This window comes from Nonomuraea sp. KM90 (genome assembly GCF_052246675.1).
Classification (GTDB): Bacteria; Actinomycetota; Actinomycetes; order Streptosporangiales; family Streptosporangiaceae; genus Nonomuraea.
Genome location: NZ_JBQQCB010000064.1, coordinates 32,063 through 55,858, shown reverse-complemented (window position 1 = coordinate 55,858; position 23,796 = coordinate 32,063). Strand labels below are relative to the sequence as shown.

The window sequence follows — 23,796 nt, the reverse complement described above, 5'->3', positions numbered from 1 at the left end:
CGAAGGCCGGTGCGGAAGGTTCTGATCGCCAACCGGGGCGAGATCGCCGTGCGCGTGGCCCGCGCGTGCGGGGACGCCGGGATCGGCAGCGTCGCGGTCTACGCCGACCAGGACCTCGACGCCCTGCACGCCAGGGTCGCCGACGAGGCGTACGCGCTGGGCGGCCGGTCCCCCGCCGAGACCTACCTCGACATCGCCAAGCTCCTCGACGTCGCGCGCCGCTCCGGCGCCGACGCCGTGCACCCCGGCTACGGCTTCCTGGCCGAGAACGCCTCCTTCGCCGAGGCCGTCATCGACGCCGGCCTGGTCTGGATCGGCCCGCCGCCGGCCGCGATCGCCGCACTCGGCGACAAGGTGCGGGCCAGGCACATCGCGCAGAAGGTCGGCGCGCCGCTGGTCGCGGGCACCAAGGACCCGGTGAGCGGGGTCTCCGAGGTGGTGGCGTTCGCGGAGGAGCACGGGCTGCCGATCGCGATCAAGGCCGCGTACGGCGGGGGCGGGCGCGGCATCAAGGTGGCGCGCAGGCTGGAGGAGGTCGCCGAGCTGTACGAGTCGGCCGTACGCGAGGCGGTCGCCGCGTTCGGGCGCGGCGAGTGCTTCGTCGAGCGCTACCTCGACCGGCCCCGCCACGTCGAGACGCAGTGCCTGGCCGACCGCGACGGCAACGTGGTCGTGGTGAGCACCCGCGACTGCTCGCTCCAGCGCCGCCACCAGAAGCTGGTGGAGGAGGCGCCGGCGCCGTTCCTGACCGGCGAGCAGGTCGAGATCCTCTACGCCAGTTCCAAGGCCATCCTCAAGGAGGCCGGCTACGTCGGGGCCGGGACGTGCGAGTTCCTCGTCGGGCAGGACGGGACGGTGTCCTTCCTGGAGGTCAACACCCGACTGCAGGTCGAGCACCCGGTCAGCGAGGAGGTCTCGGGGATCGACCTCGTACGCGAGATGTTCCGGATCGCCGACGGCGAGCCGCTCGGCTACGGCGACCCGGTGCTGCGCGGGCACTCGATCGAGTTCCGGATCAACGCCGAGGACGCCGGGCGCGACTTCCTGCCCGCCCCCGGCACGCTGACCACGATGCGCCCGCCCTCGGGGCCGGGGGTGCGGCTCGACGCCGGCTACGAGGCCGGGATGACGGTGCCGGGGACGTTCGACTCGCTGGTGGCCAAGCTGATCGTGACCGGGCGCACGCGCCGGGAGGCGCTGGAGCGGTCGCGGCGGGCGCTGGCGGAGTTCGAGATCGGCGGGATGCCCACCGTGCTGCCGTTCCACCGGGCGGTGGTCGCGGATCCGGCGTTCACGTCGGAGCCGTTCTCCGTGCACACGCGGTGGATCGAGACGGAGTGGGACAACCCGGTGCCGCCGTACGAGGGGGAGGTGGCCGCCGACGAGCCCGCCGCCGCCCGGGAGACGGTCACGGTGGAGGTCGGGGGCAAGCGGCTGGAGGTCGTCCTGCCCGCGGGGCTGGGCACGTCCGCCGCTACGCCCGTCGCGAACAAGGCTCCCCGGCGCGGGGCCGGCGGGGCCAGGAAGTCCGCGGCCGGCGGGGACGCGCTCGTCAGCCCGATGCAGGGCACGATCGTCAAGGTCGTGGCCGCCGACGGGGACGCGGTGAGCGAGGGCGACACGGTGGTGGTGCTGGAGGCCATGAAGATGGAGCAGCCGCTGGCCGCCCACAAGTCCGGCACGATCACCGGGCTGGCGGCGGCGATCGGGCAGACGGTGACATCCGGCGCAACGATCTGCGAGATCAAGGACGCCTGAGCGGTTCTCGTAAAGAACTCTTGACCGCCGATCGACCGGACCCGCGTAGAACCAGTGCCCGCTCTTCGTCCACGATGTGCACCTGCGAGTCCCCGGACGGGTAGCGTGCGGAGTGAGGAACTTTGCCGACCGCCCGTTCGTCCTGAAGGGCGAAGGAGGCTTGCTGCCAATGACCCATTCGCTGCGCCGAGCAGGGGCCGCGATCGCGGCTCTGATCGCCGGTCTGATCGTCGTTCTTGCGCTGTCCCCTGCCGCCAACGCGGCGGCTCCCCCTGACGCGAAGTCAGTGGTGTCCAACTGGAAGAGCGCTCCGCTCTACGCGGTGTCCGGCTCCGCTCTGTCGTCGGATCAGCAGAGTGAGATCAATGACGCGCTGAAGGGCGCGGACACCAAGATCTACGCCGTGGCGCTCCCGGATGGCACGGTGGACAACTCCAGCATTGAGCCCTACATGTCCCAGCTCAGCACGGAGCTGACGGCCGCGGGCCGCAACCGGGCGACGATCGCCGTCATCGACGGCACGACGCTCTTCGCGGGCTCGAGCGCCCTTCGCACGGCGGGCCTGGCGGGCGAGCTGGCCAACCGCGCGGTGACCGCCAACTCCGGCGACCTCGTCGCCGGCATGAAGGACTTCGCCAACCGTGTGGACATGGCCGCGCGGGGTGACCGTTCGGCTCTCGACTCCGGCAGCCAGGCCAACCCGGGTGCCGGCGGCACGGCCGCGCTGATCGCCCTGGGCGCCCTGGTCGTGGTCGGCGGTGGCGGCTACTTCCTCTACTCCAGCAACAAGAAGAAGAAGCGGGCCATCCAGGAGGCCAAGGACCTGGCCGCGGTCAAGCAGACCGTGGACGAGGACGTCACCAAGCTGGGCGAGGAGATCACCGCCCTCGACACCGACGTGTCGCTGTCCGGCGAGAGCGGCAAGCACATCGACGAGTGGCAGACGGCACTCGACTCCTACGAGAAGGCCAAGACGCAGCTCGCCACCGTGCAGCGGCCCGACCAGGTCCGCGAGGTCACCCAGACCCTCGAGGACGGCCGCTACGCGCTAGCCGTGGTGAAGGCCAAGGTCAACGACGACCCGGTGCCCGAGCGGCGCGCGCCCTGCTTCTTCAACCCGCAGCACGGCCCGTCCCTCCGCGACGTCCGCTGGGCCCCGCCCGGTGGCGCGGTGCGCGACGTGCCCGCCTGCAAGATGGACGCCGAGGCCGTGGAGCGCGGCTTCGACCCGCAGATGCGCGAGGTCATGGTCGACGGCCAGCGCCGGCCCTACTACGACGCCGGCCCGGCGTACCAGCCGTACGCGTACGGCTACTACGGCGGCTTCGGTGACGTCATGACCGGCATGTTCATCGGCACCATGATGGGCAGCATGCTCAGCGGCGGCTTCGGTTACGGCGGCTACGGCTACGCGGACGGCGGCGGCGGTGACGTCGGAGGCGGTGACTTCGGCGGCGGCGACGGCGGCGGCGGCGGCTGGGGCGACTTCGGCGGCGGCGGCGACTTCGGCGGCGGAGACTTCGGCGGCGGCGACTGGTAACAGGCCCTTGGAAGCCCCGGATCGTGAGGTGATCACGGTCCGGGGCTTCTTGCTGTTCGTCCCCGGCCACCTGGCCCAACCGGGTGCGGCTCGTTACCATCGCGCAATGGACAGCGACGAATGGACTGTGGAGCGCCATCTGAGCGGCAGGCCCGCCGGGGTCGTCTCCCTCTATCAGCGCTTCATCGAGCTGGCCGAGGGCTGCGGGCCGTTCACCTACTCGGTGACCAAGTCGGCGATCGTCCTGAAGGGCGAGCGTCGCGGGTTCGCCGGCGCGGTCCCGAAGGACGGGGAGCTCAGGGGATACATGGACCTGCGGCGTACGTTCACGGATCGGCGGATCGTCAGTTCTTCCCCGTACACGAAGCGCCTCTACGTGCTCCACTGGCGGGTGAGCTCGCTCGATGACCTGGACGACGAGTTCGCCGGGTGGCTGGCGGAGGCTTACCAGGTGGGCCAGGGGGCGCATCTGTCCGGGCCGCCGCTCCGGTGACCCGTGTGGGCGGCACGACAAGAGGCATGCTCATCGTCATCGGCGGCCTGCCTGCCACGGGGAAGACGACGCTGGCCCGGCTCCTGGCCGGGCGGCTGGGGGCGGTTCACGTCCGGGTCGACACCATCGAGCAGGCGATCGTCCGCTCCGGCCTGGCCCGTCAGCCGCTCGGGCCCGTCGGCTACGTCGTCGGCCATGCGCTGGCCGAGGATCATCTGCGCCAAGGGTTCACCGTGATCGCGGAATCGGTGAACCCCCTGCGGATCACGCGTGATGCGTGGCGGGACGTGGGGGCGCGGGCCGGGGTGGCGGTCGCGGAGGTGGAGGTGGTCTGCTCCGATCCGGAGGAGCATCGGGAGCGGGTGGCGTCGCGTTCGGTGGACATTCCCGATCTGCGGTTGCCTGACTGGCAGGAGGTCGTCGAGCGCGAGTACGAGCCGTGGGACCGGGAGCACGTCACCGTCGACACGGCCGGGCGGTCACCGGAGGAGTGCCTCGATGGCCTTCTCGTGGAGATCGATCGGCTCGGGCGGCGGCGACCGGCCGAGGGCTGAGGCCGTCTCCAGGTTCTCCGTTGATTTCGTCGGGTCCGGCTGTAAACCGGACGGGCTTGCCAGGCGGTAGTCATCGCTGGAAGCGACGAGACGGAGATGCTGGATGAACGACGGGTTCGCGGAGTACGTGGCGCATCGGCACTTACGGCTGTGCCGGATGGCCTACCTCCTTACCCGGGACTGGGGCGCGGCCGAGGATCTGGTGCAGACCGCGCTGGCCAAGGCCTGGGTGGCGTGGCAGCGGATCGAGGGTGATCCCGATCGCTACGTCTATCGCATCATCGTGAACACCCACGCGTCGTGGTGGCGCAGGCGGTGGCGCGGGGAGGTGCCGACCGAGAGCCTGCCCGAGACGGCCGATCCGCGCGATCCCGCCACCGTGGTGGACGACCAGGCCGCGCTCTGGGGCGCGATCGGGGCGCTGTCACCGCGCCAGCGGGCGGTGATCGTCCTGCACTACTTCGAGGGGCGGACGCTCGCCCAGATCGCCGACATCGTCGGTTGCTCGATCGGGGCGGTGAAGAGCCAGCTCAGCCGGGCGCTCACCCGTCTGCGGGTCGATCCGGACATTCAGACCATGAACTTGGAGGGGGTCCAGCGATGAGGCACACCGAGAGCGGGCTGGGACGACTTCTGGACGAGCGGAGCCGGGAACGTGCCGGCGGCGAACCGGCCGCCGACCTCGACGCGATCGTACGGCGGGGGCGCCGCATACGTCGTACGCGGCGGGCGGTGACGGCCGGGGCGGCGCTGGCCCTCGCCGTCTCCGCCGCCGGGCTGGCGAACACCCTGCTGGTCGGACCGCGGGCGGCGGACCAGGCGATGGTCGCCCAGCGTTCTGCGGACTCCGCCCAGGTCGAGCCCGAGCTGAGGATCCCCGAGGAGTTCAAGGTGGTGCTGGGGGCCACGAAGTTCGACCTCTCCCTCATCCACTCCGAGCGGTTCGGCACCATGGGCGCCGCCCGGACGGTGACCTACACTCCGACCAGCCACTTCACTGGATACAAGGTGGTCTGCGACGACCCTCGGGCGTGGGTGGTCACGAAGCAGCGGCTCAAGGGCGGCGAAATGGGGGGTGGGGCCGCACGCTGCGGGAGTTCGCCGGCCGGGCATCACGACGAGCGCTCGACGCCCGACGGCTGGCTGGAGCGGCCGCAGTCCCTGCAGGTGTGGGTGTTTCCGGCGGATGCCCGTGTTCTGGAGATGGCGCAGGCGGCCGACATCACGTGCCCGTCGTTCGTGAAGTCGCGGGAAGAGTGCGATGAGCGGGCCGCTCTTGTCGCGCTGAGGCGTGCCGGAGTGCTCGAACGGCTGTCGGCCCAGGTGGGTGAACGGCCGGGCAGGTGGGCCGTCGGGATCTACGACCGCGCAGCCGCAGCTCCCGACGATGGTCCCGCCGGAGCCGACCCCACACCGAGCGGTGGAAGCTCGGAGGGCTCGGATCCCGTGCCGGATGGCACCCGGTAGGCCCCTGCGGATCCTGCGGGGCGGTGACGTTTCGGCGGGGGCGCCTGTCTCGTAGGGTTCCGGGCATGGGTGATCACGCTCGTCCCGCGGAGATCATCGCGGGCGCGTTGCAGGGGCGTGGTGCTGGTTCCGGAGCTGGTGGAGATCGGGCTCGGGCGGTTCGAGGGCGCGATGGACGCGGCGGTGCGCAAGCGTACGGCCGAGGTCCTGCGCTCGTGGGTCGTGGACGGGGAGCTGGGCGAGGCGGTGGGCGACGGCGAGGACGGGCATGCCGTCACCGCCCGCGTCGTCGCCGCCCTGACCTCGATCGTCGCGGCCCATCCGGGTGGGACGGTGGCCGTCGTGGGGCATGTCGGGAGCCTGACCATCGGGCTCACCGAGCTGTGCGGGCGCGACGGGCCGGCTGGGCGGGTGTGGGGGGCGCCGTTGCCGCATGCCGTGCCGTTTCCTGTCGCGTGGGACGGGCGAGCGTGGCACTGCGACGCCTGGCCGCAGAATGTCTGATGTGCTCTATCTTGCCCAAGGGCCACGAGTGGCCATCCGTTACGTCTGCCTGCAGGACTTCGAGGAGCTGTCGGCCCTGCACACGGAGAGCGCGAAGATGCTCGCCCGATGGATGCCCGGCCCGCCCATCGTCACGTTCGAGGACTTCGAGAGCTACCTGACCAGGTTCGACGGCCCCCTCCACGAGGGGTTCCTCATCTGCCGGAGCGACACCGGCGAGATCGTCGGGCGGGTCAACGTCAACAACATCATCCGGGGAACCCACCAGAGCGCGACCATCGGCTACTCCGCCTACGCCTCCACGACCGGCCGCGGGTACATGACCGAGGGCCTCGGGCTACTCGTCCGGCACGCGTTCGGCGAGATGGAGCTGCACCGCCTGGAGGCCAACATCCAGCCGTCGAACACCGCCTCCCTGAGCCTGATCAAGCGCGTCGGTTTCCACCGCGAGGGCTACTCGCCCAACTTCCAGTACATCGACGGCGCCTGGCGGGACCACGAGCGCTGGGCCATCACCGTGGAGATGACCGAATGAGCGAAGTGATCGCGCGGGCGACGGCACGCGTGCTGCTGCTCGACCCCGCCGACCGGATCCTGCTCTACCGGGGCCGGCTGCTGCAGGTGGAGGATCCGCCGTACGCGTGGTTCACGCCGGGAGGGGGTCTCGATCCCGGGGAGAGCGCGCGGCAGGCCGCGGCGAGGGAGCTGCGGGAGGAGCTCGGGCACGTGGTGGACCCCGAGGCGCTCGGGCCGGTGGTGGCGACCAGCGAGGGCGGCTGGTCGGTGGCCGGGCAGCGGTTCCACTCCCGCGACTCCTACTTCCTGCTGCGGGTGAACGGGCTGGAGGTGGACACCTCCGGCATGGACGAGGAGGAGCGGGCGGCGACCGACCGTTTCCACTGGTGGACCCCCGCCGAGCTGGACCGGCTGGCCGACGGCGACGAGCCCGTGGTGCCGAACGGGCTCGGGCCGCTGGTGGCGCGGCTCGCCGCCGGGGAGCTTCCGGCCGCGCCGGTCGTCCTGCCGTGGCACCTCCCGGGCAGCCGGGCTCGCCGTGCGGGGCGTGGCAGGATCGGTACGTGACGTTCGCACCCCTGCCCGAGACCGCGGCCTGGCGGCATCTCGACGCGCGCACCGGCTTCGAGGTCGTGCGCTTCCACGGGCGGCGGATCGAGGGCTGCACGACGGCGGTCGAGGACGGGCTGGCCTGGATCGTGGACTACGTCATCGACGTGGACGCCACCTGGGCCACCCGCCGCGCCCGGATCACCGGCCGCACGGCCTCCCGGACCCGCCGCACGCTCGTGGAGGCCGACGGCGCGGGCCGCTGGCGGGTGGACGGCGCGCCGGCGCCGCACCTGGACGGCTGCCTGGACATCGACCTGGAGTCGTCGGCGATGACGAACACGTTCCCCGTGCACCGGCTCGGCCTGGCGGAAGGGGCCGGATCGGCCGCGCCGGCGGCCTTCGTCCGGGCGCTCGACCTCGGGATCGAGCGGCTCGACCAGCACTACGCACGCGTGCCCGATGAGGGCGGGCGCCGGTGCTACGACTACGCGGCGCCGGTCTTCGGCGTCACGTGCCGGCTGGTCTTCGACGCGTCGGGGCTGGTCCTCGACTATCCCGGCCTGGCGGTACGCGAGAGGTGAGAAGCCCTTGACCTCGACCTTGGTTGAGGTAGCAACCTGGGTCCCAGGACACAGGTAATCAAGGAGTGAGGTCATGGCACACGACAGAGTGATCATTTACGAGGAGGCCGGGGCGGATCCGCAGGCCGACGTGATGGTGGTCGAGAACGGCCGGGGACGCACCCGGGTACGCGCCGTCGCCGAGCCCGCCCAGATGGTGGACCTGGTGGCGGGGCTGGTGGGCGAGGGGGCCGACCAGGTCGAGCTGTGCGGCGGGTTCGGCGCGGTCTGGCACGCCGAGGCCCGCCGGGTCGCGGCCGGGAAGGCGACGGTCGGCGCGATCTACTACGGGTTCGAGTCGCTGACGAACGTGGCCGCGTACAAGGCGCGGTTCGAGGCCGGGGAGGCGCTGTCCGAGGCGTTCGTCATCGTGCACGAGGACGCCGATCCCGAGGTGGACCGGGTCGTGCACGAGAGGGAGGCGGGCGGCAGGACCACCTTCGTGGCGGTGCCCGACGAGGCGGCCGCGGCCGCCGTGGCCGCGAAGATGGCCGGCGAGCTGCAGCTCATCGAGCTGTACGGCGCGGCAGGGCCCGGGTCGGCCGCGCCCGTCATCGTGGCCGTGGACGCGAGCGTGCCCGTGGGCGTGAGCGGCTACGGGCGCTGACGGTCAGTTCGTCGGCAGGAGAGTGCCCAGCGGGCCGAGGTCGAGGTTGAGGTCCTCCGGGGTGAGGTCGAAGCGCGCGCAGAGGTCGCCCATCGCCTCCTCCAGGCGCATCAGGGTGACGCCGAGCACCTCGATCTGCTCGTCGGTCAGGTTGCCCTGGTCCATGCGGCGTACGCACTGGCGCTCCACGAGCTGGCGTACCAGCTCGACGAGGGTGAGGACGAGGCGGGTCAGGTCGCGCTCGACCGTGTCCGAGTCCGCGGCGATGCGCCAGCGGGGCGTCTCCATGGCGGCTCACGAGCTCCCTTCGAGTTCGTCCACCGACACGATCAGGGTGCGCAGCGAGATGTGCACCAGGTCGATGTCGGCGATGGACAGCACCAGGTCGCCGGTCAGCACGACGCCCCCGGCCAGCAGCCGGTCCAGCAGGTCCACGAGGGCCACGCGCTCGGGCGGCAGCCGGTCGTCGACCAGCACGTCCCGCCTCACGTCGCCTCCAGGACCGTGAACGAGTAGGGCGCCCAGGGGCCGGTCATGCGGATCTCCACGCCGTCGCCGCCCAGGGTGCCCGCCAGTTCGGCGAACTCGGCGTCGCGGGCCTCGTCCACCAGGTAGGCGCCGTTCAGCAACATCACGTCGTCGCGGCCGGACAGGCGCGGGTCCTGGGTGCGGTGGCGGCAACCGGCGGCGGCGAGGGCGCACAGGGCCTGGTGGATGTGGTCGGCGCGGCGCAGCGCCTGCCGGCGCGCCTGCTCCCGGCCGCGCAGGCTGGCGCGCCGCCGCTGCAGGTACGCCGTCCCCGGCCGCCCCGCCTGCCCGTCGCCCGGTCCCGGACGTCCGGCATGTCCCTCACCCGTCCCCAGACGTCCGGCATGTCCCTCGCCCGGCCCCGGACGTCCGGCATGCCCGTCGCCCGTCCCCTCACGACCGGCGTGCCCGTCGCCCGTCGCCTGGCGGCCGGCGTGGCCGGCGTCGGCGGTGGGGTCCGGGGTGCGGGAGTCGGCGGCCGGGACGGCGTAGGCCTTGACGCCCCATTCCCTGCGGCCGGTGACCTGGTCGAGCAGCTCCAGGAAGTCGTCCCCGCGCCGGTCCAGCAGGTCGCCCACCTGGCCGTCGTCCTCGTACACCGTGACGAGCCGCACCGGCGCCGTCGTCGTGGCCGCCGCGACGGCGTCGACGACCCGGTGGTGGGCGCGCGCCGTCTCCGCCAGCCAGTCCAGGTCCTCCAGGGACCGCCGCAGCGGCTCCTCCCCGAACTGGTCGAGCGGCACCGTGCTCACGTAGGCGACGAGCCCGTTGCGGCTGAGCGCGCGTACGGAGGCGCCCGCCACACCGGGCGGGCACTCGGAGTACGAGTCGCGGGCCACCGCGTAGAGGTACGTGCCCTGGCCCTCCTCAGCCACCGGCCCTCCCCTCGACCGCGTGCCCGGCGACCCCGTGCCCCTGCACCCCGTGCCCCTCGGCGTCGTATCCCTCGACGGCCGACAGGCGGCGGCGCAGGCGGCGGTTCTCCTCCACCAGCTCGCGGTCGCGTCCCGACAGCCACGGGTCGTGCTCCCACCAGTCGATGCCGAGCTCCCTGGCGGTGTCCACGGAGGCGATCAGCAGCCGCAGCTTGATCGTCAGCAGCTCGATGTCCAGCAGGTTCACCCGGATGTCTCCGGCGATCACCACACCCCGGTCGAGCACGCGCTCCAGGATGTCGCCGAGGTTGGCCGGCTCGCGGCTCCCCGGCCCCGAGCCGTACGTCGGACGGACCACAGGACCCGACTGTGAAACTCTGTCCATCTCAGACCGCCTCACCGTAGTCGGCGTTGGACCGCCGGTATCTGCGGATCCTCCGATATGACAGCAAGCTGCCCTCCCCGTCGATCTCGGCCTGGTAGACCGCGAGCATGTCCCCCGATGACGGGATGCGGCGGTCCTCGACGACCTCGACGTTGATCAGCCAGCCGCCTTCCGTGCGTTGCACCGAGGTGATGCCCTCGGCCTGCTTCGTGGTCAGGTCCTCGATGTGGCGCATGCCGACCCCGCCGGCCGTCACCGCGGTCAGCTGCGGCTTCGGCTTCGGCTCTGCCCTCGCCTCCGGCTCCGGCTCCGGCTCCGGCTTCGGCGGAGCCGGTCGCGGCGTCTGCGTTCTCGGCTTCCCGGCGGTCGGCCGCCTGGTGGTCGTCGTCTTCTCGGCGGTCGGCCGCCTGATGGTCATCGGTTCATCTCCGCATCGCTCCCTGCAGGACCTGCTCGACGGCCCGGCGCTCCTCCTCCTCGGTGATCTCCCCGGCCTCCCTGGCCGCCTCGATCTCCTCCAGCTTCCTGCGTACGGCGGCCGGGTTGTGCAGCTCCCGGTCGGCCTGTTCCTGGATCAGCTCGGCGAGCCGGACCAACCCGCGAACCGGCGCCAGCGGCCACGTGAAGATGGTGCTCACCAGACCCACGAGTCGCGCCCCCCCTACGCCTGCGCGGTGACGAAGTCGTACGGCGCCATGGGCCCCAGCAGCCGCATGGTCACGCGGCCCTCCCAGCGCTCCCCGAAGTCCCGCACGGCCTTCTCCAGCGCCTTCTGGTCGCTGGACTTCGCGAGCAGCGCCACGTGCACGGCGTCCTGCTCGTGCGTGGGCTCCCGGATGACCCCCTGGACGTAGTGGCCGGTCAGGGCGTCGAGGAGCAGGCGGGTGTCCAGGTCGCGCTTGGCCTCGATCGAGGCCGTGATGATCTCGCCGAGCCGGATCCGCTCGTTCCTGGTCGCGTCCTCCGACCTGCCGCGGATGGCCTCGCGCAGGCCGGCCGCCTCCGGGCTCTCGGCGAGGATCTCGGTGAGCAGGGCCTGCTCGACGTAGCGGCCCTTGATGACGTACTCGGCCTGTCCCTTGAGCTCGTCCAGCGCGGCGAGGAAGTCGTCCTCGTGCGGCGCGAGCAGCTCTTCCACGACGGCGTCGGCACTGGCCAGCACCGCCCCGAACCGGAACGGGAGCACCGGGCCCTTGGCCGCCATGGCGTCCAGCAATCCTTCGTGCGCGAAGAAGTCTCCCGGCCGGCCCAGGGGCTCCTCGACGTTGACGTCGCTGACGAGGGCCGCGATGTCGCCGTGTTTGACGAGCTTGACCTTGCCCGCCGGGTCGCCCAGGCCGCGCTCGTCCGACGCCACCTTGGCGTTGGCGAGCACGATCCCGTAGACGTACGTGCCGATGTTCTGGCTGCGGCGGGTGGCCTGCTTGGGCACGGAGGCTCCGGAGACCTTCGTAGAACGTCCCATTGTGCTTACTCTTCCTCTCGCTTCGGCCGCGGTTTCCTACGGGGGGCAGCCTTGGGTTCCCGCTCCACGGTGACCTCCGCCTCTGGCTCGGCCGCCGCGGCCGCGGGGTCGCGTTTTGGCTCGGTGAGCTCTCGGAGTGTGTCGCCCGCCGCCTCCACCACGCCCTGGACCACTTCCTTGGTCTTGTCCTGGCTCGGCACGCCCTTCGCCCGCTCGATGACCTCGGGCAGTCCCTTCTCGCTCTGGGTCATGTCCAGCCTGTTCGCGGCCTCCGCGAAGCGCAGGTAGGTGTCGACACTGGCCACGACGACGCGCGCGTCGATGGTCAGGATCTCGATGCCGACGAGTGACACCCTGACGTAGGCGTCGATCACGAGACCTCGGTCGAGGATCGTGTCAATGACGTCGGCAAGACCGGTCGGGCCCCGCCCGCCGACCTGACCGGCTGCCGCCGGTTGCACAGACGTACTCATGTGTTCCCCCTTCGCCTTCGCCAGCCTGCCCAGCAAATACGACAGGGAACCACATACAGCTAAAAACCCGGCAGATTTGACACACGCGGAGTTCGCCGATGATTACCTTCCGCAAACTTGGGGTGCGGAGGTGTTTGCCTCAGCTGCTGGCGCGGATGGCCAGGAGAGGCGTGAGGAGGGTGGAGTCGGGGACCGTACGCCCCTCCAGCTTGTCCATGACGAGGCGGACCGCCTCCCGGCCCACCTCCTCGGCCGGGATCAGCACGGAGGTGAGCGGCGGGCTCGCCCGTTCGGCCACGTCGTCGGGGCAGATCGCCACCACGGCCACGTCGTGCGGCACCCGCCGGTCGAGCTGGCGCAGCGCGGCCAGCACGTGGCTCACCGCGGCCTCGTTGTGCACGACCAGCCCGGACAGGCCCGGCCGGTCGAGGAGGAGGTCGCGGACGGTCTCGTACACCTCGTCGAACGTCTCCTCGCACGGCAGCGCGACGCCCTTGAGCCCGTGGTCGTCCAGCGCCGCCACGAAGCCCTCGCGGGTGCGGGTGGCGAAGCCGGTGCCCCGGTCGTACACCACCGACGGCGCCCCGAGCAGCGCGATCTCCTCGTGCCCGCGCTCGGCCAGGTGCTCCACGCAGCGCGCCCCCGCCGCGGCGAAGTCGAGGTCCACGCACGTCAGCCCGGCCGGCTCGGCGGGAAAGCCGATGAGGACGCTCGGCTCGGGCAGCTCCCGCAGCAGCGGCACCCGGCGGTCGTCCAGCTCCACGTCCATGAGCACCAGCGCGTCCACCAGCGCGCTCGCGGCCACCCGCCGGATGCCCGCGGTGCCCTCGTCGGCGGTCAGCAGCAGCACGTCGTGGTCGAACCGGCGGGCGGCCGTGACGACGGCGCTGGCGAAGCGCATCAGCACGGGCACGTGCATGCCCGCCCGCAGCGGCAGCACCAGCGCGATCACGTTGGAGCGCTTGCTGGCCAGCGCGCGGGCGCCGGCGTTGGGGTGGTAACCGAGCGCGCTGATGCTGTCGAGCACCCGCCGCCTGGTGTCGGCCGAGATCGTCCGCTTGCCGCTGAGCACGTACGAGACCGTGCTCACGGCCACACCCGCGTGCTTGGCGACCTGGGCGATCGTGACCGTACGCCCGCTCAAGCCCCTGCTCCGAAGTCGATCCGGGCCAGCGTCACGCCCTCGTTCTCGAATACCACATAGAGATCGTGCACCCCCTCGGCGCCCGAGAGCGAGGCCGTGACGGAGTGATAGCCGTACCGGTCGGTCCTGGGCACCGGGAACGCGGCCAGCGCCTGGCCGTAGAGGGGGTCGCCGCGGCGGATGGTGATCATGCCGCCTTCCGTGCTGCCCGCCTCCGCCACGCAGGTCGCGGCGCCGGTCAGGTCCACCTGCCGGAACAGGATCCAGGCGCCCTCCACGTCGGACCGCACGGCGTCGCCGTCCACCCTGGTCTCGTCCACGAACGTGATCGCGTCGTACTCGTCGTGGTCCGCCGCGCGCAGCGTGCCCGACCGGGGCGGGACGGTCTCGCCCTCGACCTCGAAGCGGGCGCTCAACCGCAGGTCGGTGGCGCTGCGTCCGACCATGAGCTGGTGCGGCGCGCTCTCCACGACGAACCTGCTCCTGGTGACGTCCCAGAAGGCCAGCTCCAACACCGGCAGGCGCAGCTCCACGGCCCGGCTCTCACCGGGCTCCAGGCGTACCTTCTCGAACCCGCGCAGGCGGCGCAGCGGCTGCTTGACGCGCGAGCGCTGCTGGTGGGTGTAGAACTGGACGACCTCGACGCCGGGGCGGGATCCCGTGTTCGTGACCGTGGCCCGGGCCGCCAGGACGCCGTCGGCGATCCGCACGCGCAGGTCCCCGTATTCGAACGTGGTGTAGCTCAGGCCGTGGCCGAAGGGGTGCAGGGGGACGCCGCGGAAATACTGGTAGGTGGCGTCGGAGGCGATGATGTCGTAGTCGAGCAGGTCGGGCAGCTCCTGCTCGGAGCGGTACCACGTCTGGGTGAGGCGGCCCTCGGGGTCGGCGTCGCCGAACAGCACCTCGGCCAGCGCGTGGCCGTACTCCTGGCCGCCGTGCGCCGACCAGAGCACCGCGGGCAGCTCGCCCTCGGTCCAGGTGAGCGGGTAGCCGCTGCTGATGACCATGACGGTACGCGGGTTCGCCTTGCGCACGGCGCGGACCACGGCGTCCTGTCCGGGGGCGAGGGCCAGGGTCATGCGGTCCTCGGTCTCGCGGCCGTTCACCAGGGGGTGGTCGCCGACCACCACGATCGCCACGTCGGCGCCGGCGGCCACGCGGGCGGCCGCGTCGGTGCCGCTGCCGACCACCTCCATGGCCAGCCACGCGGCCTGGTCGGCGTCGTCCACCAGGCGCAGCACGCCGTCCTCGCCCGCGCCGACGTAGCAGCCGGTCGAGATGTGGCGCAGGGCGAGCGTGCCGCGCGGGCGCTCCTCCGTGCGGAACGTCTGGCGCACCTCCCACCCGTTCGGCCCCGGCTGGTCGTTGACCAGCGCCCCGCCGTCCACGGCCGGGTCCACCGAGACGAACCGGCCGGTCGTCACCGAGCGCAGCGCGTACGCGCCGCCGCCCCAGTCGAACAGGTCGAACAGGCCCGGCTCGGCGGCGCCCGCGCGCAGCGGCCCGCCCGCCGGATCGGCGGTGACCGGTCCCGCCTCCGCGGTCAGCGTGACCCGGTCCACGGCCTCGCAGAACACGGTCTCGCACCGCTCGGCCAGCCCGGCCCGGGCGGTGACGGCGTAGGGCAGGGTGCCGCTGTACCAGTCCTCCATGAGCGCGTCGCCGAGCTGCCCGATCACGGCGACCCTCCGCACGTCGCGGAGCGGCAGCAGGCCGTCGTTCTCCAGCAGCACGAACGAGCGCCGCGCCGCCTCCCTGGCCAGCGCCTGGTGCTCGGGGCAGTTGACCACGTTGTCGTTGATGTCGTCGTACGGCGTCGCCGGGTCGAACTCGCCCAGCCGGAACCGGATCGACAGCGCGTGCCGCACGGCCGAGTCGACGTCCTCCTCGCTCAGCAGCCCCTGGGCCAGGGCGTCACGCAGGTGCCCGAGGGTGGCCTCCGAGCGGTCGTCGTCCTGGGTGAAGCTGTCGAGCCCGGCCTTGACCGCGTGCGCGTACGCCTCGGGCAGCGTGTCGTGGTAGCCCTGGAGCGCGGTGAGGTTGCCCGGCGCGTACGCGTCGCTGACAACCAGCAGGTCGTCCGGCGCCCACGCCCGCAACGCCTGCCCGATCAGCGGGCTGAGGTGCGCGGGACGCCCGTTGACCAGGTTGTACGACGGCATCACGGCCACCGCCGCGCCGGCCTCGATCGGCCCCCTGAAGGCCGGCAGCTCGTACTCGTGCAGCACCCGTGGCGGCAGGTTGCTGGAGGTCGTGCACCGCTCGGTCTCGTTGTTGTAGGCCAGGAAGTGCTTCAGCGTCGGGGCGGTCTTGAGCATTCCGGGAGCGCTCCCACGAAGCCCAAGCGCATAGGCCGTGGCCATCACCGAGGTCAGCCACGGATCCTCGGAGTACCCCTCCTCGTTCCGCCCCCACCTGGGATCGCGCAGCGGGTTGACCACCGGCGCCCACACGTTGAGGCCCGCCCCGGCGGGGTCCTTGTGGTGGAAGGCCAGCACCTCGTCGCTGGTGGCCTCGCCGACCCTGCGCAGGAGGTCGCGGTCCCAGGTCGAGGCCAGGCCGATGGCCTGCGGGAAGACGGTGGCCGGACCCAGCCAGGCCAGGCCGTGCAGCGCCTCGGTGCCCGTGCGGAACGCGCCGAGCCCGAGCCGCTCGACCGGGGCCTGGTACTGGTGCAGCAGGCCCACCTTCTCGTCGAGGGTGAGCCGGTGCAGCAGGTCGTCGATCCGGTCGCGAAGCGGGACCTCCGGGTCGCGGAAGGGGGGTACGTGCATGGTCATCCCTCTGAGAGTGTCGAAGCGCTTCGACGACCGGCCTGGGGAAGTTACGCGGACGTTTCGATGGGTTGACTGAAGGGTGCACGCCCCCGTGACCAAGGTCAAGGGATTCGCGACAATCCTCCCGGCAATCTTCCCGAATCGACGGAGTCGAGCACCCTCGCCGCGCCCCCCAGCGCGGCCGCGTCGTGCCCCAGGGTCGAGGCCACGACCTGGCATCCCCCGGCTTCGGCGGCGATCACGCGGTGGCCCAGCTCCCCGTGGACGGCGGGCAGCAGCCACGGCGCCAGCGGGACGTAGTAGCCGCCGAGGATCACCACTTCGGGGTTGAGCAGGTTCGCCAGGATCGACACGCCCTGGCCCAGGCTCCTGCCCACGGATTCGAGCGTGGCCAGGGTCGCCGGGTCGGCCGCGCTGGCCAGGCGTACGACCTCCTCGATCTCGACCTGGATCTCCGCCGGGGACAGGTCTCTGCGCAGCACGGCACCGATGCCGGCCATGGCCTCCAGGCAGCCGCGCCGGCCGCAGTGGCAGGCGGGGCCTTCGGGGTCGAGCTGGACGTGGCCGATCTCGCCGCTGTAGCCGCGCCCGCCCCGGCGCAGCCGCCCGTCGAGGATGACGCCGGCGCCGACGCCGATCTCGCCGGTGAGGTAGACCAGGTCGGAGGCGCCCGCGTGCGCGCCGAAGCGCTGCTCGGCCAGGGCCGCGAGGTTGGCGTCGTTGTCGACCTGGATGGGGAAGCCGGGATCGCGCAGCGCCTTGGCCAGGTCGCCCCCGAGGTCGGCGTCGTGCCAGCCGAGGTTGGGCGCGATGCGTACGGTGCCCTGCACGTCGACCAGCCCCGGCACGGCCACGGCCAGGCCGAGCACCTGGCGCTCCTCCTTGGCCATCCGGCTGACCACGCGCCTGATGATCGCCCCGACGCCGGCCACGCCCTGGTTGACGGACTCGCCCCCCGAGAACGAGCGCCGCCACGTCAGCAGCCGCTCCCCCGCCAGGTCGGTGGCCACGGCCGAGACGGTGTCGACGTTGATCTCGACCCCGATGGCGGCATACGGCGAGCCGTCGAGGACGAGCATCGTGGCCGGCCTGCCGACGCGGTTTTCCGTCAGCCCGGTCTCGCGGACGAGCCGGCGGTCGATGAGGTCGGCGACCAGGCTGCTGACGGTCGCCTTGTTCAGCCCGGTGGAGGCGGCGATGTCAGCGCGCGAGCACGGTGCGTGCTCGCGCACGAACCGCAGGACGACCGCGAGGTTGGTGGCCCGTACGTCGGCGAAGTCGGCCGGCTGAGGGCCGGTCGTAGAAGTGATCAATATCAGCCCCGTTCCCGCCAAGAGATGACCCCAGCATGCCGCATCGCGGGCTCCCTTCACCAACCTGTGACCGTCGCGATCCCTTGTGGCTGCTGACACAGTCTACTAATTTGTTTGGTCGTAATACCAACTAATACTAAGAGGCCATCCCCACTCGGAGAAAGGGAGCGAGCCATGGCGATCTCCACGAACCGCCGCGGGTTCCTCGGCCTGGTCGGCGCGAGCGTGCTCGTAGCGGGCTGCGCCGAGAAGAAGGAAGTGTCCAGGGGCACGGCCGTGGCGGCCGACAAGCTCAAGAGCCTGGTGCCCACCAGGGTCCCGTTCGAGATTCCCGGGCTCAAGCCCGACCTGCCCGGCAGCGAGTTCGTCCAGCCCGGCTTCCTGTCGCGTCCCGCGCAGATGGTGCAGGCGGTCACCGCCAAGCCGCTCACCAGCGGCAAGGAAGTGACCGCGATGACGCCGCTGTGGGGGACGGTGCCGCCGGGCCTGGGCAGCAACTCCTACTACGACACGGTGAACAAGCGCCTCGGCGGTACGGTCCGCTTCAACATCTCGGACGGCAACACCTACGGGCAGAAGCTGAGCACCGTCCTGGCCAGCGGCGACGTGCCGGAGATAGTCATGGTCCCGGAGTGGGAGCTCATCAAGATCGGCCACTTCACCGAGGCGGCCAACAAGCTCTTCGCCGACCTGTCCCCCTACCTGGCCGGGGACAAGGCCAAGGAGTTCCCGCTGCTGGCCAACTACGACACCGCCGCCTGGCAGTACGGCGTCTTCGGCGGCGTCCTGCAGGGCATCCCCTGGCAGAACGACCCGTTCCCGTTCGCCACGTTCGTCCGCCAGGACATCATGGAGGAGCTCGGCCTGGAGCACCCCAAGACCGCCCAGGACCTGCTCACGCTCGGCAAGGAGATCACCGACGCCAAGAAGAAGCGCTGGGCGTTCGGCGGCGGCATGGAGCAGGAGCTCCAGCGGGCCTTCGGCGCGCCGCGCGAGTGGCGCAAGAAGAGCGACGGCACCCTCGAGTACAAGTACGAGACCGCCGAGTGGGCCGCGAGCATCGAGTTCCTGGCCAAGATCTTCGAGGCCGGCTACGTGCACCCGGACATCGTGGCCAACAAGGACGCCGACAACAAGGGCATCTTCGGCAGCGGCCAGATGATCATCTACCGGGACGGCCTCGGCTCCTGGCACGAGAACATGGGCCGGTTCGGGGCGGACAACCCGAAGTTCCGCCAGATGATCGTCGACCCGTACCCGGCGCAGGCGGGCGGGAAGCTCCTCATGTGGCGCAACGAGCCCGCCAGCATGTTCGTCTTCATCAAGAAGGGCCTCGGCGACGCCCGCACCCGCGAGCTGCTCGCGCTGTCCAACTGGGCCTCCGGGCCGTTCGGCACCCAGGAGTACGAGCTCGTCACCAACGGCGTCGAGGGCAAGCACTACACCGTCGAGGGCGGCAAGGTGAAGCAGACCGCGCTCGGGCGCAAGGAGGTCGCGCCCACGTACCTGTTCCTGTCGGGCCGGCCGAACGCCAACTCGATGAGCCAGTACGAGGGCCTCGTCCAGGGCCTGTGGGACTGGTCGACCAAGGCGGCGGCGATCCTGGACAACGACCCGTTCGTGGGGATCCGCGTGGAGCGGCCGTCCAAGATGGCCGGGCTGACCGTGCCCACCGAGGACAAGGTGCAGGAGATCGTCCGGGGCAAGCGGCCCGTCTCCGAGTGGCCCAAGATCGTCAAGGAGTGGCAGGACCAGGGCGGGAACGAGGCGCGCGAGTTCTACATGAAGGTCGCGCGTGAGAACGGCCGGCTCTGAGGCCGTGAGGAGCACTCCATGGACACGATGACGTCGGGGGACGTCTCCATGCCCGGGAACGGCCGATCATGGGTGCGGTGACCGCCAAGCGGCCCGTCCGGAGCGGCGCGCCCTCCGGCGGCCCGGTCGCCTCGCCGCCCGGCCTGACCTGGCGGGCCAAGCTGCGCAGGGACTGGCCGCTGGTGGTGATGAACCTGCCGATGCTGCTGGTGGTGCTCGCCTTCTGGTGGGTCCCGGCGCTCGGCAACGTGATCGCCTTCCAGGACTACAACCCGTACACCGGCGGCATCGCCGGCAGCCCGATCATCGGCTTCACGAACTTCGCGCTGCTCTTCGAGGATCCGCAGTTCCTGCGCGCGATCGGCAACACCCTGTCGATCACCGCCTTCCAGCTCATCTTCTACTTCCCCGTGCCGATCATGCTGGCGCTGCTGCTCAACAGCATCGCCTCGGCCAAGCTGAGGGCGTTCGTGCAGGGCGTGGTCTACATGCCGTTCTTCTTCTCCTGGGTGCTGGTCGTGGCCATCTTCCAGCAGATGTTCGGCGGGGCGGGCCTGCTGGCGCAGATCCTGCGGGAGAACGGCCGCGAGGCCGTGGACTGGATGACGAACTCCGACACGTTCATCCTGCTCATCACGTCCCAGACCATCTGGAAGGACGCCGGCTGGGGCGCGATCATCTTCCTGGCCGCGCTCAGCACCATCGACCCGAACCTCTACGAGGCCGCGGCCGTGGACGGGGCCCGCCGGTGGCGGCGCATGTGGCACATCACGCTGCCCGGCCTGCGCCCGGTGATCATCCTGCTGCTGATCCTGCGGCTCGGCGACGCGCTGAACGTCGGGTTCGAGCAGTTCATGCTGCAGCGCAGCGCCGTGGGCAGCGAGGCGTCCGAGGTGTTCGACACGTTCGTGTACTGGTCGGGCATGCGTACCGGCGATCTCGGCTACGGAGCGGCGGCCGGGCTGTTCAAGGGCCTGGTGGGGCTGCTGCTCATCGTGGCGGCCAACCGGGTGGCGCACGCGTTCGGCGAGCGAGGGGTGTATTCCAAGTCATGACCGCACTGACGACCAGGCCCCGCCCCCGCAAGCCCGCCAGGCTGGCGCCCTGGGAGGAGCGGCCCTCGCCGGTCGGCCGGCTCGGCAAGGGCACGCTGGTGACCCTGATCGTGCTGATCGTGCTCGGCCCGCTCTACACGATCGTCCTGACCAGCCTGAGCTCCACGGCCACCGTGAACCGGGCGGGCGGGCTCGTGCTGGTGCCCGACGAGATCACGTTCGAGGCGTACCGGCAGATCTTCTCCGACACCGTCGTCAGCCGGGCGGTGCTGGTCAGCACCGGTGTGACCGTCGTGGGCACGCTGCTCAGCGTCGGGGTGAGCGTGCTGGGGGCCTATTCGCTGTCGCGGCCCGGCTCGTTCCTGCACCGGCCGCTGCTGTTCAGCGTGCTGCTGATGTTCGTGTTCTTCCCCGGCATCATCCCCGTCTACCTGATGGTGAGCGGGCTGGGGCTGAAGGACAGCTACTGGTCGCTGATCCTGCCGACGGCCGTGTCGGCGTTCAACGTGGTGGTGCTGCGCTCGTTCTTCATGAGCATCCCGGGCGAGGTCCTGGACAGCGCGCGCATCGACGGGGCCGGGGAGTTCCGGATCCTGTTCCGGATCGTGCTGCCCATGTCGAAGGCGGTCACGGCGGTCGTGGCGATGTTCTACGCGGTCGGCTACTGGAACGCGTGGTTCAACGCGATGCTCTACATCGACGACACCCGCAAGTGGCCGCTGGCGCTGATCCTGCGGCAGTACGTGGTGGACTCCAACCCGCTGCCCGCCGCCACCGCCGGGGTGACGGGCGACGCCCCGCCCACCCTGGCGATCAAGATGGCCATCGTGGTGATCGCGGTGATCCCCGCCCTGATCATCTACCCGCTCGTGCAGCGCCACTTCACCAAGGGCGTGATCGTCGGCGCGATCAAGGGCTGATCGGCGGGGGCGCCCCGCCGGGAAGCCCCCGTCACGCGACTCCCGGCCGCCCGCCTGGCGCGCCGTCAGGAGTAGAAGTGCATGACGATGCCCAGGCCCACGAAGTGCACGAGCACGAGGATCACGATCAGCGAGACGAACACGAACTTGGCCGGACCGTGCTCGAAGTGCTTGCCCTCCTTGAGGGGAGGCAGCTTGGCCTGGCGCTCGGCGATGCGTTCCTCCAGCGGCTTGCGGTGAAACACGGGGCGACCTCCAGGTCGGGGGGCGTAAGATTTGCGTGGCATCTTTTTGTACACTATTAGTTTGTACACAAAGTAATTTACCAGAAGCATCCGGAGGTTCGCACAGATGGAGCCTGTGACAGAGGCAACAGATCTCCTGGCCCTGGACCGGCAGGTGTGCTTCGCCCTCAGCATCGCCTCGCGCAGCGTGATCGGCCTCTACCGGCCGCTGCTGCAGCCCATGGGGCTCACCCACCCGCAATACCTGGCCATGCTCGCGCTCTGGGAGCACGAGCCCCTGTCGGTCAAGGAGCTGGGCGAGCTCCTCCGGCTCGACCCGGGCACCCTGTCCCCGCTCCTCAAGCGGCTCCAGGCCCTGGGCTACATCCATCGCGAGCGCAACAGCAAGGACGAGCGCGCCCTCGCCGTGACGCTCACGCCGGAGGGCCGGCAGCTGAGGGCGGAGGCGGAGAAGATCCCGCCCGCCATCGTGGCCCGCCTCGGCATGAGCCTCGAAGAGCTCCAGGACCTGCACACGTCCCTGATGCGGGTGATCGCGGCCACCCACGCGGACGAGGACTGACGGTCAGCCGGTGAAGATGTCCTCCGGCAGGAACGCCGAGACCAGGAAGCTGGGCACGTCCACGAGCTGGCTGACCTTGAGGTCCACCGCGACGCTGCAGATCGCGTACGCCTGCTGGGCGCTCCACCCCCGATCCCCGAGGTGGTCGATCATCTCCAGCAGCGCGTTGCGGGCGGCCAGCGTCGCGTCCTCCGCCACCACCTGCCCGTCCCGGCTGACCGACATCCCGGTCGTGGCGTAGAACCTCCGGGGCGCCGCGAACGGCGCCGCCACCCAATAGTCCGACCGCGAGAACCGCGGCCCCCTGATCCCCTTCTCCGCGGCCTCCCCCGGGTGCACGGCGAAGCGCACCCGCAGCGTGGCCCGCATCTCGATCGCCGTCCCGCACGCCTCGCAGTCGCCCTGCGCGAAGTGCGCGTCCCCGGCCGAGAACAGCGCCCCCGGCGTGTCCACCGGCACGAACAGCCGCGTCCCGGCCCCGAGCTGCTTGATGTCCACGTTCCCCGCCTGCTCCCTGGGCGGGATCGTCCTCAGCCCGGCCGCCCCGGCCGTGGCGGGCACCGCGCCGTCGGGCGACGGCGGCAGCACGAACCCGCCGCGCTCCAGCGCCGCCTGCTCGCGCGCCGTGATCCTGGCCAGCGAGCCGTGCCCGGGCGACAGCCCGATCGTCCCCATGAACGGCGCCGCCGGGATCCGCACGCCCGGAAGGTCGTCCGACACCGCCCAGCCGTCGGCGAGCTGCCAGCGCACGATGAACGGCTCGGGGAACACGTCACGCAGGAACCCGAAACCGGGCACCTGCACGGTGTAGCCGTAGCCGTCCGGCACGACCTCCAGGATCTCGATCTCCAGCAGGTCCCCCGGCTGGGCGCCCTCGACGTGGACGGGGCCGGTGAGCGGGTGCACGACGTCGAGATCCGGCGCCTCGACGGTCTTCAGCGTGGCGTTCGGGCCCATCTGGCCGTCGAAGGCGTCCCTGGTCTCCATGACCACCTCGTCGCCGGGCGCGCAGCGCACGACGGGCGGGATGTCCGGGTGCCAGCGGTTGTGGCCGGTGCCGGGCTCGTCGCGAAGAGGGAGGGCGGGATTGATGCGGATCTCGTGTACGGCCATGGCGGCCCCCTCGGGTGCGGCGTGTGAGGGCCACGCTTCGCCCGCCCGTCCCACCTGTCAAGACCTCAGCAGCTCGTACGCCGCGTACGCGGTGATCCCGTACGCCAGGTGCGGCAGGACGTCCGACACCCACGCCGAGGCCGTCCACTCGCGCGGATCCGTGGCGCCCAGCGCGGTCAGCGGGGCGTTCGAGCCGAGCATGGCGAGCGCCGTCAGCCCCAGCACCCCGACCGCGCACGGCGGCCGCCGCCCCGACGCGAGCAGGCCGTAGCAGACGGCCGCACCCGCGCCCGTGCCGTAGCCCAGCAGCGAGCCGAGCGCCTCCTTGCGATGCTCGCCCCGCTCGCCGTCCCCGAGGTCCACCTCCGCCAGGCCGGCCAGCCGCTCCACGGCCTGCCCCGGGGTGCTGCTGGCCCCGCGCGCCCGGATCACCATGTCGAGATACGAAGCGACGTTGAGCGCGCTGGTGCCCGCCGCGCCCGCGATCAAGCCTTTGACGAGTGTGTGCATGTGCC

Annotated in this window: 29 protein-coding genes; 15 read left to right on the top strand and 14 right to left on the bottom strand. The window is 71.3% G+C overall.

Translation table 11 applies throughout. The annotated features are described in order from the left end of the window. Positions 1–9: 9 nt before the first annotated feature. The 11 genes from ACTWPW_RS40305 to ACTWPW_RS40255 all read left to right on the top strand — a co-directional run bounded on the left by ACTWPW_RS40305 (position 10) and on the right by ACTWPW_RS40255 (position 8,611). Positions 10–1,758: an ATP-binding protein gene (locus ACTWPW_RS40305; RefSeq protein ID WP_443171764.1), complete on the top strand. Its 1,749-nt coding sequence runs from the start codon at positions 10–12 to the stop codon at positions 1,756–1,758. A gap of 169 nt (positions 1,759–1,927) precedes the next feature. Beyond that, positions 1,928–3,298 (top strand): hypothetical protein, encoded by a 1,371-nt coding sequence (locus ACTWPW_RS40300; RefSeq protein ID WP_443171763.1) that lies wholly within the window; start codon positions 1,928–1,930, stop codon positions 3,296–3,298. A 106-nt stretch (positions 3,299–3,404) separates the two neighbouring features. Further along, positions 3,405–3,791, top strand: a complete 387-nt coding sequence (locus ACTWPW_RS40295) for a DUF5655 domain-containing protein (protein WP_443171762.1) — start codon at positions 3,405–3,407, stop codon at positions 3,789–3,791. Positions 3,792–3,817: 26 nt separating this feature from the next. After that, entirely contained in the window at positions 3,818–4,345 is a 528-nt protein-coding gene (locus tag ACTWPW_RS40290) for an AAA family ATPase (protein WP_375116262.1), read from the top strand. A gap of 103 nt (positions 4,346–4,448) precedes the next feature. After that, the gene (locus ACTWPW_RS40285) at positions 4,449–4,949 is read left to right on the top strand and encodes a SigE family RNA polymerase sigma factor (RefSeq protein ID WP_375116261.1); all 501 of its coding nucleotides are present in this window, start codon (positions 4,449–4,451) and stop codon (positions 4,947–4,949) included. Further along, on the top strand, positions 4,946–5,812 hold the full coding sequence (locus ACTWPW_RS40280; RefSeq protein WP_443171761.1) for a hypothetical protein: 867 nt from the start codon (positions 4,946–4,948) through the stop codon (positions 5,810–5,812). The genes ACTWPW_RS40285 and ACTWPW_RS40280 overlap by 4 nt, the downstream gene beginning before the upstream one ends. Before the next feature lie 117 nt (positions 5,813–5,929). Then, entirely contained in the window at positions 5,930–6,316 is a 387-nt protein-coding gene (locus tag ACTWPW_RS40275; RefSeq protein ID WP_375116259.1) for a histidine phosphatase family protein, read from the top strand. Positions 6,317–6,344: 28 nt separating this feature from the next. Then, on the top strand, positions 6,345–6,851 hold the full coding sequence (locus ACTWPW_RS40270; RefSeq protein WP_443171760.1) for a GNAT family N-acetyltransferase: 507 nt from the start codon (positions 6,345–6,347) through the stop codon (positions 6,849–6,851). After that, positions 6,848–7,399, top strand: coding sequence for an NUDIX hydrolase (locus ACTWPW_RS40265; protein ID WP_375116257.1), 552 nt, complete (start codon positions 6,848–6,850; stop codon positions 7,397–7,399). The genes ACTWPW_RS40270 and ACTWPW_RS40265 overlap by 4 nt, the downstream gene beginning before the upstream one ends. After that, positions 7,396–7,965: a putative glycolipid-binding domain-containing protein gene (locus tag ACTWPW_RS40260; RefSeq protein WP_375116256.1), complete on the top strand. Its 570-nt coding sequence runs from the start codon at positions 7,396–7,398 to the stop codon at positions 7,963–7,965. The genes ACTWPW_RS40265 and ACTWPW_RS40260 overlap by 4 nt, the downstream gene beginning before the upstream one ends. Positions 7,966–8,038: 73 nt before the next feature. Next, positions 8,039–8,611, top strand: coding sequence for a DUF6506 family protein (locus tag ACTWPW_RS40255; protein WP_443171759.1), 573 nt, complete (start codon positions 8,039–8,041; stop codon positions 8,609–8,611). 3 nt (positions 8,612–8,614) lie between these two features. Here the strand turns inward: ACTWPW_RS40255 and ACTWPW_RS40250 are convergent, their stop codons facing one another. The 11 genes from ACTWPW_RS40250 to ACTWPW_RS40200 all read right to left on the bottom strand — a co-directional run bounded on the left by ACTWPW_RS40250 (position 8,615) and on the right by ACTWPW_RS40200 (position 17,571). Continuing rightward, positions 8,615–8,899, bottom strand: coding sequence for a gas vesicle protein K (locus ACTWPW_RS40250; RefSeq protein ID WP_375116254.1), 285 nt, complete (start codon positions 8,897–8,899; stop codon positions 8,615–8,617). A gap of 6 nt (positions 8,900–8,905) precedes the next feature. Beyond that, positions 8,906–9,100, bottom strand: a complete 195-nt coding sequence (locus ACTWPW_RS40245; protein ID WP_375116253.1) for a gas vesicle protein — start codon at positions 9,098–9,100, stop codon at positions 8,906–8,908. After that, on the bottom strand, positions 9,097–10,014 hold the full coding sequence (locus ACTWPW_RS40240) for a GvpL/GvpF family gas vesicle protein (protein ID WP_443171758.1): 918 nt from the start codon (positions 10,012–10,014) through the stop codon (positions 9,097–9,099). Before ACTWPW_RS40240 ends, ACTWPW_RS40245 begins: the two co-directional genes overlap by 4 nt. Further along, complete coding sequence (locus ACTWPW_RS40235; RefSeq protein WP_375116251.1) at positions 10,007–10,399, bottom strand: gas vesicle protein; 393 nt, start codon at positions 10,397–10,399, stop codon at positions 10,007–10,009. The genes ACTWPW_RS40240 and ACTWPW_RS40235 overlap by 8 nt, the downstream gene beginning before the upstream one ends. Position 10,400: 1 nt before the next feature. Continuing rightward, a complete protein-coding gene (gene gvpO / locus ACTWPW_RS40230; RefSeq protein ID WP_443171757.1) occupies positions 10,401–10,817 on the bottom strand; it encodes a gas vesicle protein GvpO in 417 nt (138 codons plus the stop codon). A gap of 4 nt (positions 10,818–10,821) precedes the next feature. Beyond that, on the bottom strand, positions 10,822–11,037 hold the full coding sequence (locus tag ACTWPW_RS40225; RefSeq protein WP_375116249.1) for a gas vesicle protein GvpG: 216 nt from the start codon (positions 11,035–11,037) through the stop codon (positions 10,822–10,824). Positions 11,038–11,060: 23 nt separating this feature from the next. Then, positions 11,061–11,864, bottom strand: a complete 804-nt coding sequence (locus tag ACTWPW_RS40220; RefSeq protein WP_375116248.1) for a GvpL/GvpF family gas vesicle protein — start codon at positions 11,862–11,864, stop codon at positions 11,061–11,063. 5 nt (positions 11,865–11,869) lie between these two features. Then, on the bottom strand, positions 11,870–12,373 hold the full coding sequence (gvpJ, locus tag ACTWPW_RS40215) for a gas vesicle protein GvpJ (protein ID WP_443171756.1): 504 nt from the start codon (positions 12,371–12,373) through the stop codon (positions 11,870–11,872). 103 nt (positions 12,374–12,476) lie between these two features. After that, positions 12,477–13,481: a LacI family DNA-binding transcriptional regulator gene (locus ACTWPW_RS40210; protein ID WP_375116247.1), complete on the bottom strand. Its 1,005-nt coding sequence runs from the start codon at positions 13,479–13,481 to the stop codon at positions 12,477–12,479. Beyond that, on the bottom strand, positions 13,478–16,261 hold the full coding sequence (locus tag ACTWPW_RS40205) for a glycoside hydrolase family 3 C-terminal domain-containing protein (RefSeq protein ID WP_443171755.1): 2,784 nt from the start codon (positions 16,259–16,261) through the stop codon (positions 13,478–13,480). The genes ACTWPW_RS40210 and ACTWPW_RS40205 overlap by 4 nt, the downstream gene beginning before the upstream one ends. A 98-nt stretch (positions 16,262–16,359) precedes the next feature. Further along, a complete protein-coding gene (locus tag ACTWPW_RS40200) occupies positions 16,360–17,571 on the bottom strand; it encodes an ROK family protein (protein ID WP_375116245.1) in 1,212 nt (403 codons plus the stop codon). 174 nt (positions 17,572–17,745) lie between these two features. Here ACTWPW_RS40200 and ACTWPW_RS40195 point away from each other — a divergent pair, with 174 nt between their 5' ends. The 3 genes from ACTWPW_RS40195 (at position 17,746) to ACTWPW_RS40185 (ending at position 21,361) form a co-directional block, all read left to right on the top strand. Continuing rightward, entirely contained in the window at positions 17,746–19,386 is a 1,641-nt protein-coding gene (locus ACTWPW_RS40195) for an extracellular solute-binding protein (protein ID WP_443171754.1), read from the top strand. A gap of 68 nt (positions 19,387–19,454) precedes the next feature. Continuing rightward, complete coding sequence (locus tag ACTWPW_RS40190; protein ID WP_443171753.1) at positions 19,455–20,441, top strand: ABC transporter permease; 987 nt, start codon at positions 19,455–19,457, stop codon at positions 20,439–20,441. Continuing rightward, a complete protein-coding gene (locus ACTWPW_RS40185; protein WP_375116242.1) occupies positions 20,438–21,361 on the top strand; it encodes a carbohydrate ABC transporter permease in 924 nt (307 codons plus the stop codon). Before ACTWPW_RS40190 ends, ACTWPW_RS40185 begins: the two co-directional genes overlap by 4 nt. Before the next feature lie 65 nt (positions 21,362–21,426). Here ACTWPW_RS40185 and ACTWPW_RS40180 read toward each other — a convergent pair whose 3' ends face one another. Beyond that, positions 21,427–21,606: a hypothetical protein gene (locus ACTWPW_RS40180; protein ID WP_375116241.1), complete on the bottom strand. Its 180-nt coding sequence runs from the start codon at positions 21,604–21,606 to the stop codon at positions 21,427–21,429. Between the two features lie 115 nt (positions 21,607–21,721). Here ACTWPW_RS40180 and ACTWPW_RS40175 point away from each other — a divergent pair, with 115 nt between their 5' ends. After that, positions 21,722–22,168 (top strand): MarR family winged helix-turn-helix transcriptional regulator, encoded by a 447-nt coding sequence (locus tag ACTWPW_RS40175; RefSeq protein WP_364112546.1) that lies wholly within the window; start codon positions 21,722–21,724, stop codon positions 22,166–22,168. A 3-nt stretch (positions 22,169–22,171) separates the two neighbouring features. Here the strand turns inward: ACTWPW_RS40175 and ACTWPW_RS40170 are convergent, their stop codons facing one another. After that, positions 22,172–23,281, bottom strand: coding sequence for an acetamidase/formamidase family protein (locus ACTWPW_RS40170; protein WP_375116239.1), 1,110 nt, complete (start codon positions 23,279–23,281; stop codon positions 22,172–22,174). Between the two features lie 57 nt (positions 23,282–23,338). Further along, a complete protein-coding gene (locus ACTWPW_RS40165) occupies positions 23,339–23,791 on the bottom strand; it encodes a hypothetical protein (RefSeq protein ID WP_443171752.1) in 453 nt (150 codons plus the stop codon). Positions 23,792–23,796: the final 5 nt, after the last annotated feature.

Bases quoted from the DNA above. Each gene is read 5' to 3' on its own strand.
- ACTWPW_RS40235 (WP_375116251.1), bottom strand. From the start codon at position 10,399: ATGGACAGAGTTTCACAGTCGGGTCCTGTGGTCCGTCCGACGTACGGC.
- ACTWPW_RS40205 (WP_443171755.1), bottom strand. From the start codon at position 16,261: ATGACCATGCACGTACCCCCCTTCCGCGACCCGGAGGTCCCGCTTCGC.
- ACTWPW_RS40255 (WP_443171759.1), top strand. From the start codon at position 8,039: ATGGCACACGACAGAGTGATCATTTACGAGGAGGCCGGGGCGGATCCG.
- ACTWPW_RS40295 (WP_443171762.1), top strand. From the start codon at position 3,405: ATGGACAGCGACGAATGGACTGTGGAGCGCCATCTGAGCGGCAGGCCC.
- ACTWPW_RS40220 (WP_375116248.1), bottom strand. From the start codon at position 11,864: ATGGGACGTTCTACGAAGGTCTCCGGAGCCTCCGTGCCCAAGCAGGCC.
- ACTWPW_RS40280 (WP_443171761.1), top strand. From the start codon at position 4,946: ATGAGGCACACCGAGAGCGGGCTGGGACGACTTCTGGACGAGCGGAGC.
- ACTWPW_RS40250 (WP_375116254.1), bottom strand. From the start codon at position 8,899: ATGGAGACGCCCCGCTGGCGCATCGCCGCGGACTCGGACACGGTCGAG.
- ACTWPW_RS40195 (WP_443171754.1), top strand. From the start codon at position 17,746: ATGGCGATCTCCACGAACCGCCGCGGGTTCCTCGGCCTGGTCGGCGCG.
- ACTWPW_RS40185 (WP_375116242.1), top strand. From the start codon at position 20,438: ATGACCGCACTGACGACCAGGCCCCGCCCCCGCAAGCCCGCCAGGCTG.
- ACTWPW_RS40300 (WP_443171763.1), top strand. From the start codon at position 1,928: ATGACCCATTCGCTGCGCCGAGCAGGGGCCGCGATCGCGGCTCTGATC.
- ACTWPW_RS40285 (WP_375116261.1), top strand. From the start codon at position 4,449: ATGAACGACGGGTTCGCGGAGTACGTGGCGCATCGGCACTTACGGCTG.
- ACTWPW_RS40290 (WP_375116262.1), top strand. From the start codon at position 3,818: ATGCTCATCGTCATCGGCGGCCTGCCTGCCACGGGGAAGACGACGCTG.
- ACTWPW_RS40265 (WP_375116257.1), top strand. From the start codon at position 6,848: ATGAGCGAAGTGATCGCGCGGGCGACGGCACGCGTGCTGCTGCTCGAC.
- ACTWPW_RS40170 (WP_375116239.1), bottom strand. From the start codon at position 23,281: ATGGCCGTACACGAGATCCGCATCAATCCCGCCCTCCCTCTTCGCGAC.
- ACTWPW_RS40165 (WP_443171752.1), bottom strand. From the start codon at position 23,791: ATGCACACACTCGTCAAAGGCTTGATCGCGGGCGCGGCGGGCACCAGC.
- gvpO (WP_443171757.1), bottom strand. From the start codon at position 10,817: ATGACCATCAGGCGGCCGACCGCCGAGAAGACGACGACCACCAGGCGG.
- ACTWPW_RS40190 (WP_443171753.1), top strand. From the start codon at position 19,455: ATGGGTGCGGTGACCGCCAAGCGGCCCGTCCGGAGCGGCGCGCCCTCC.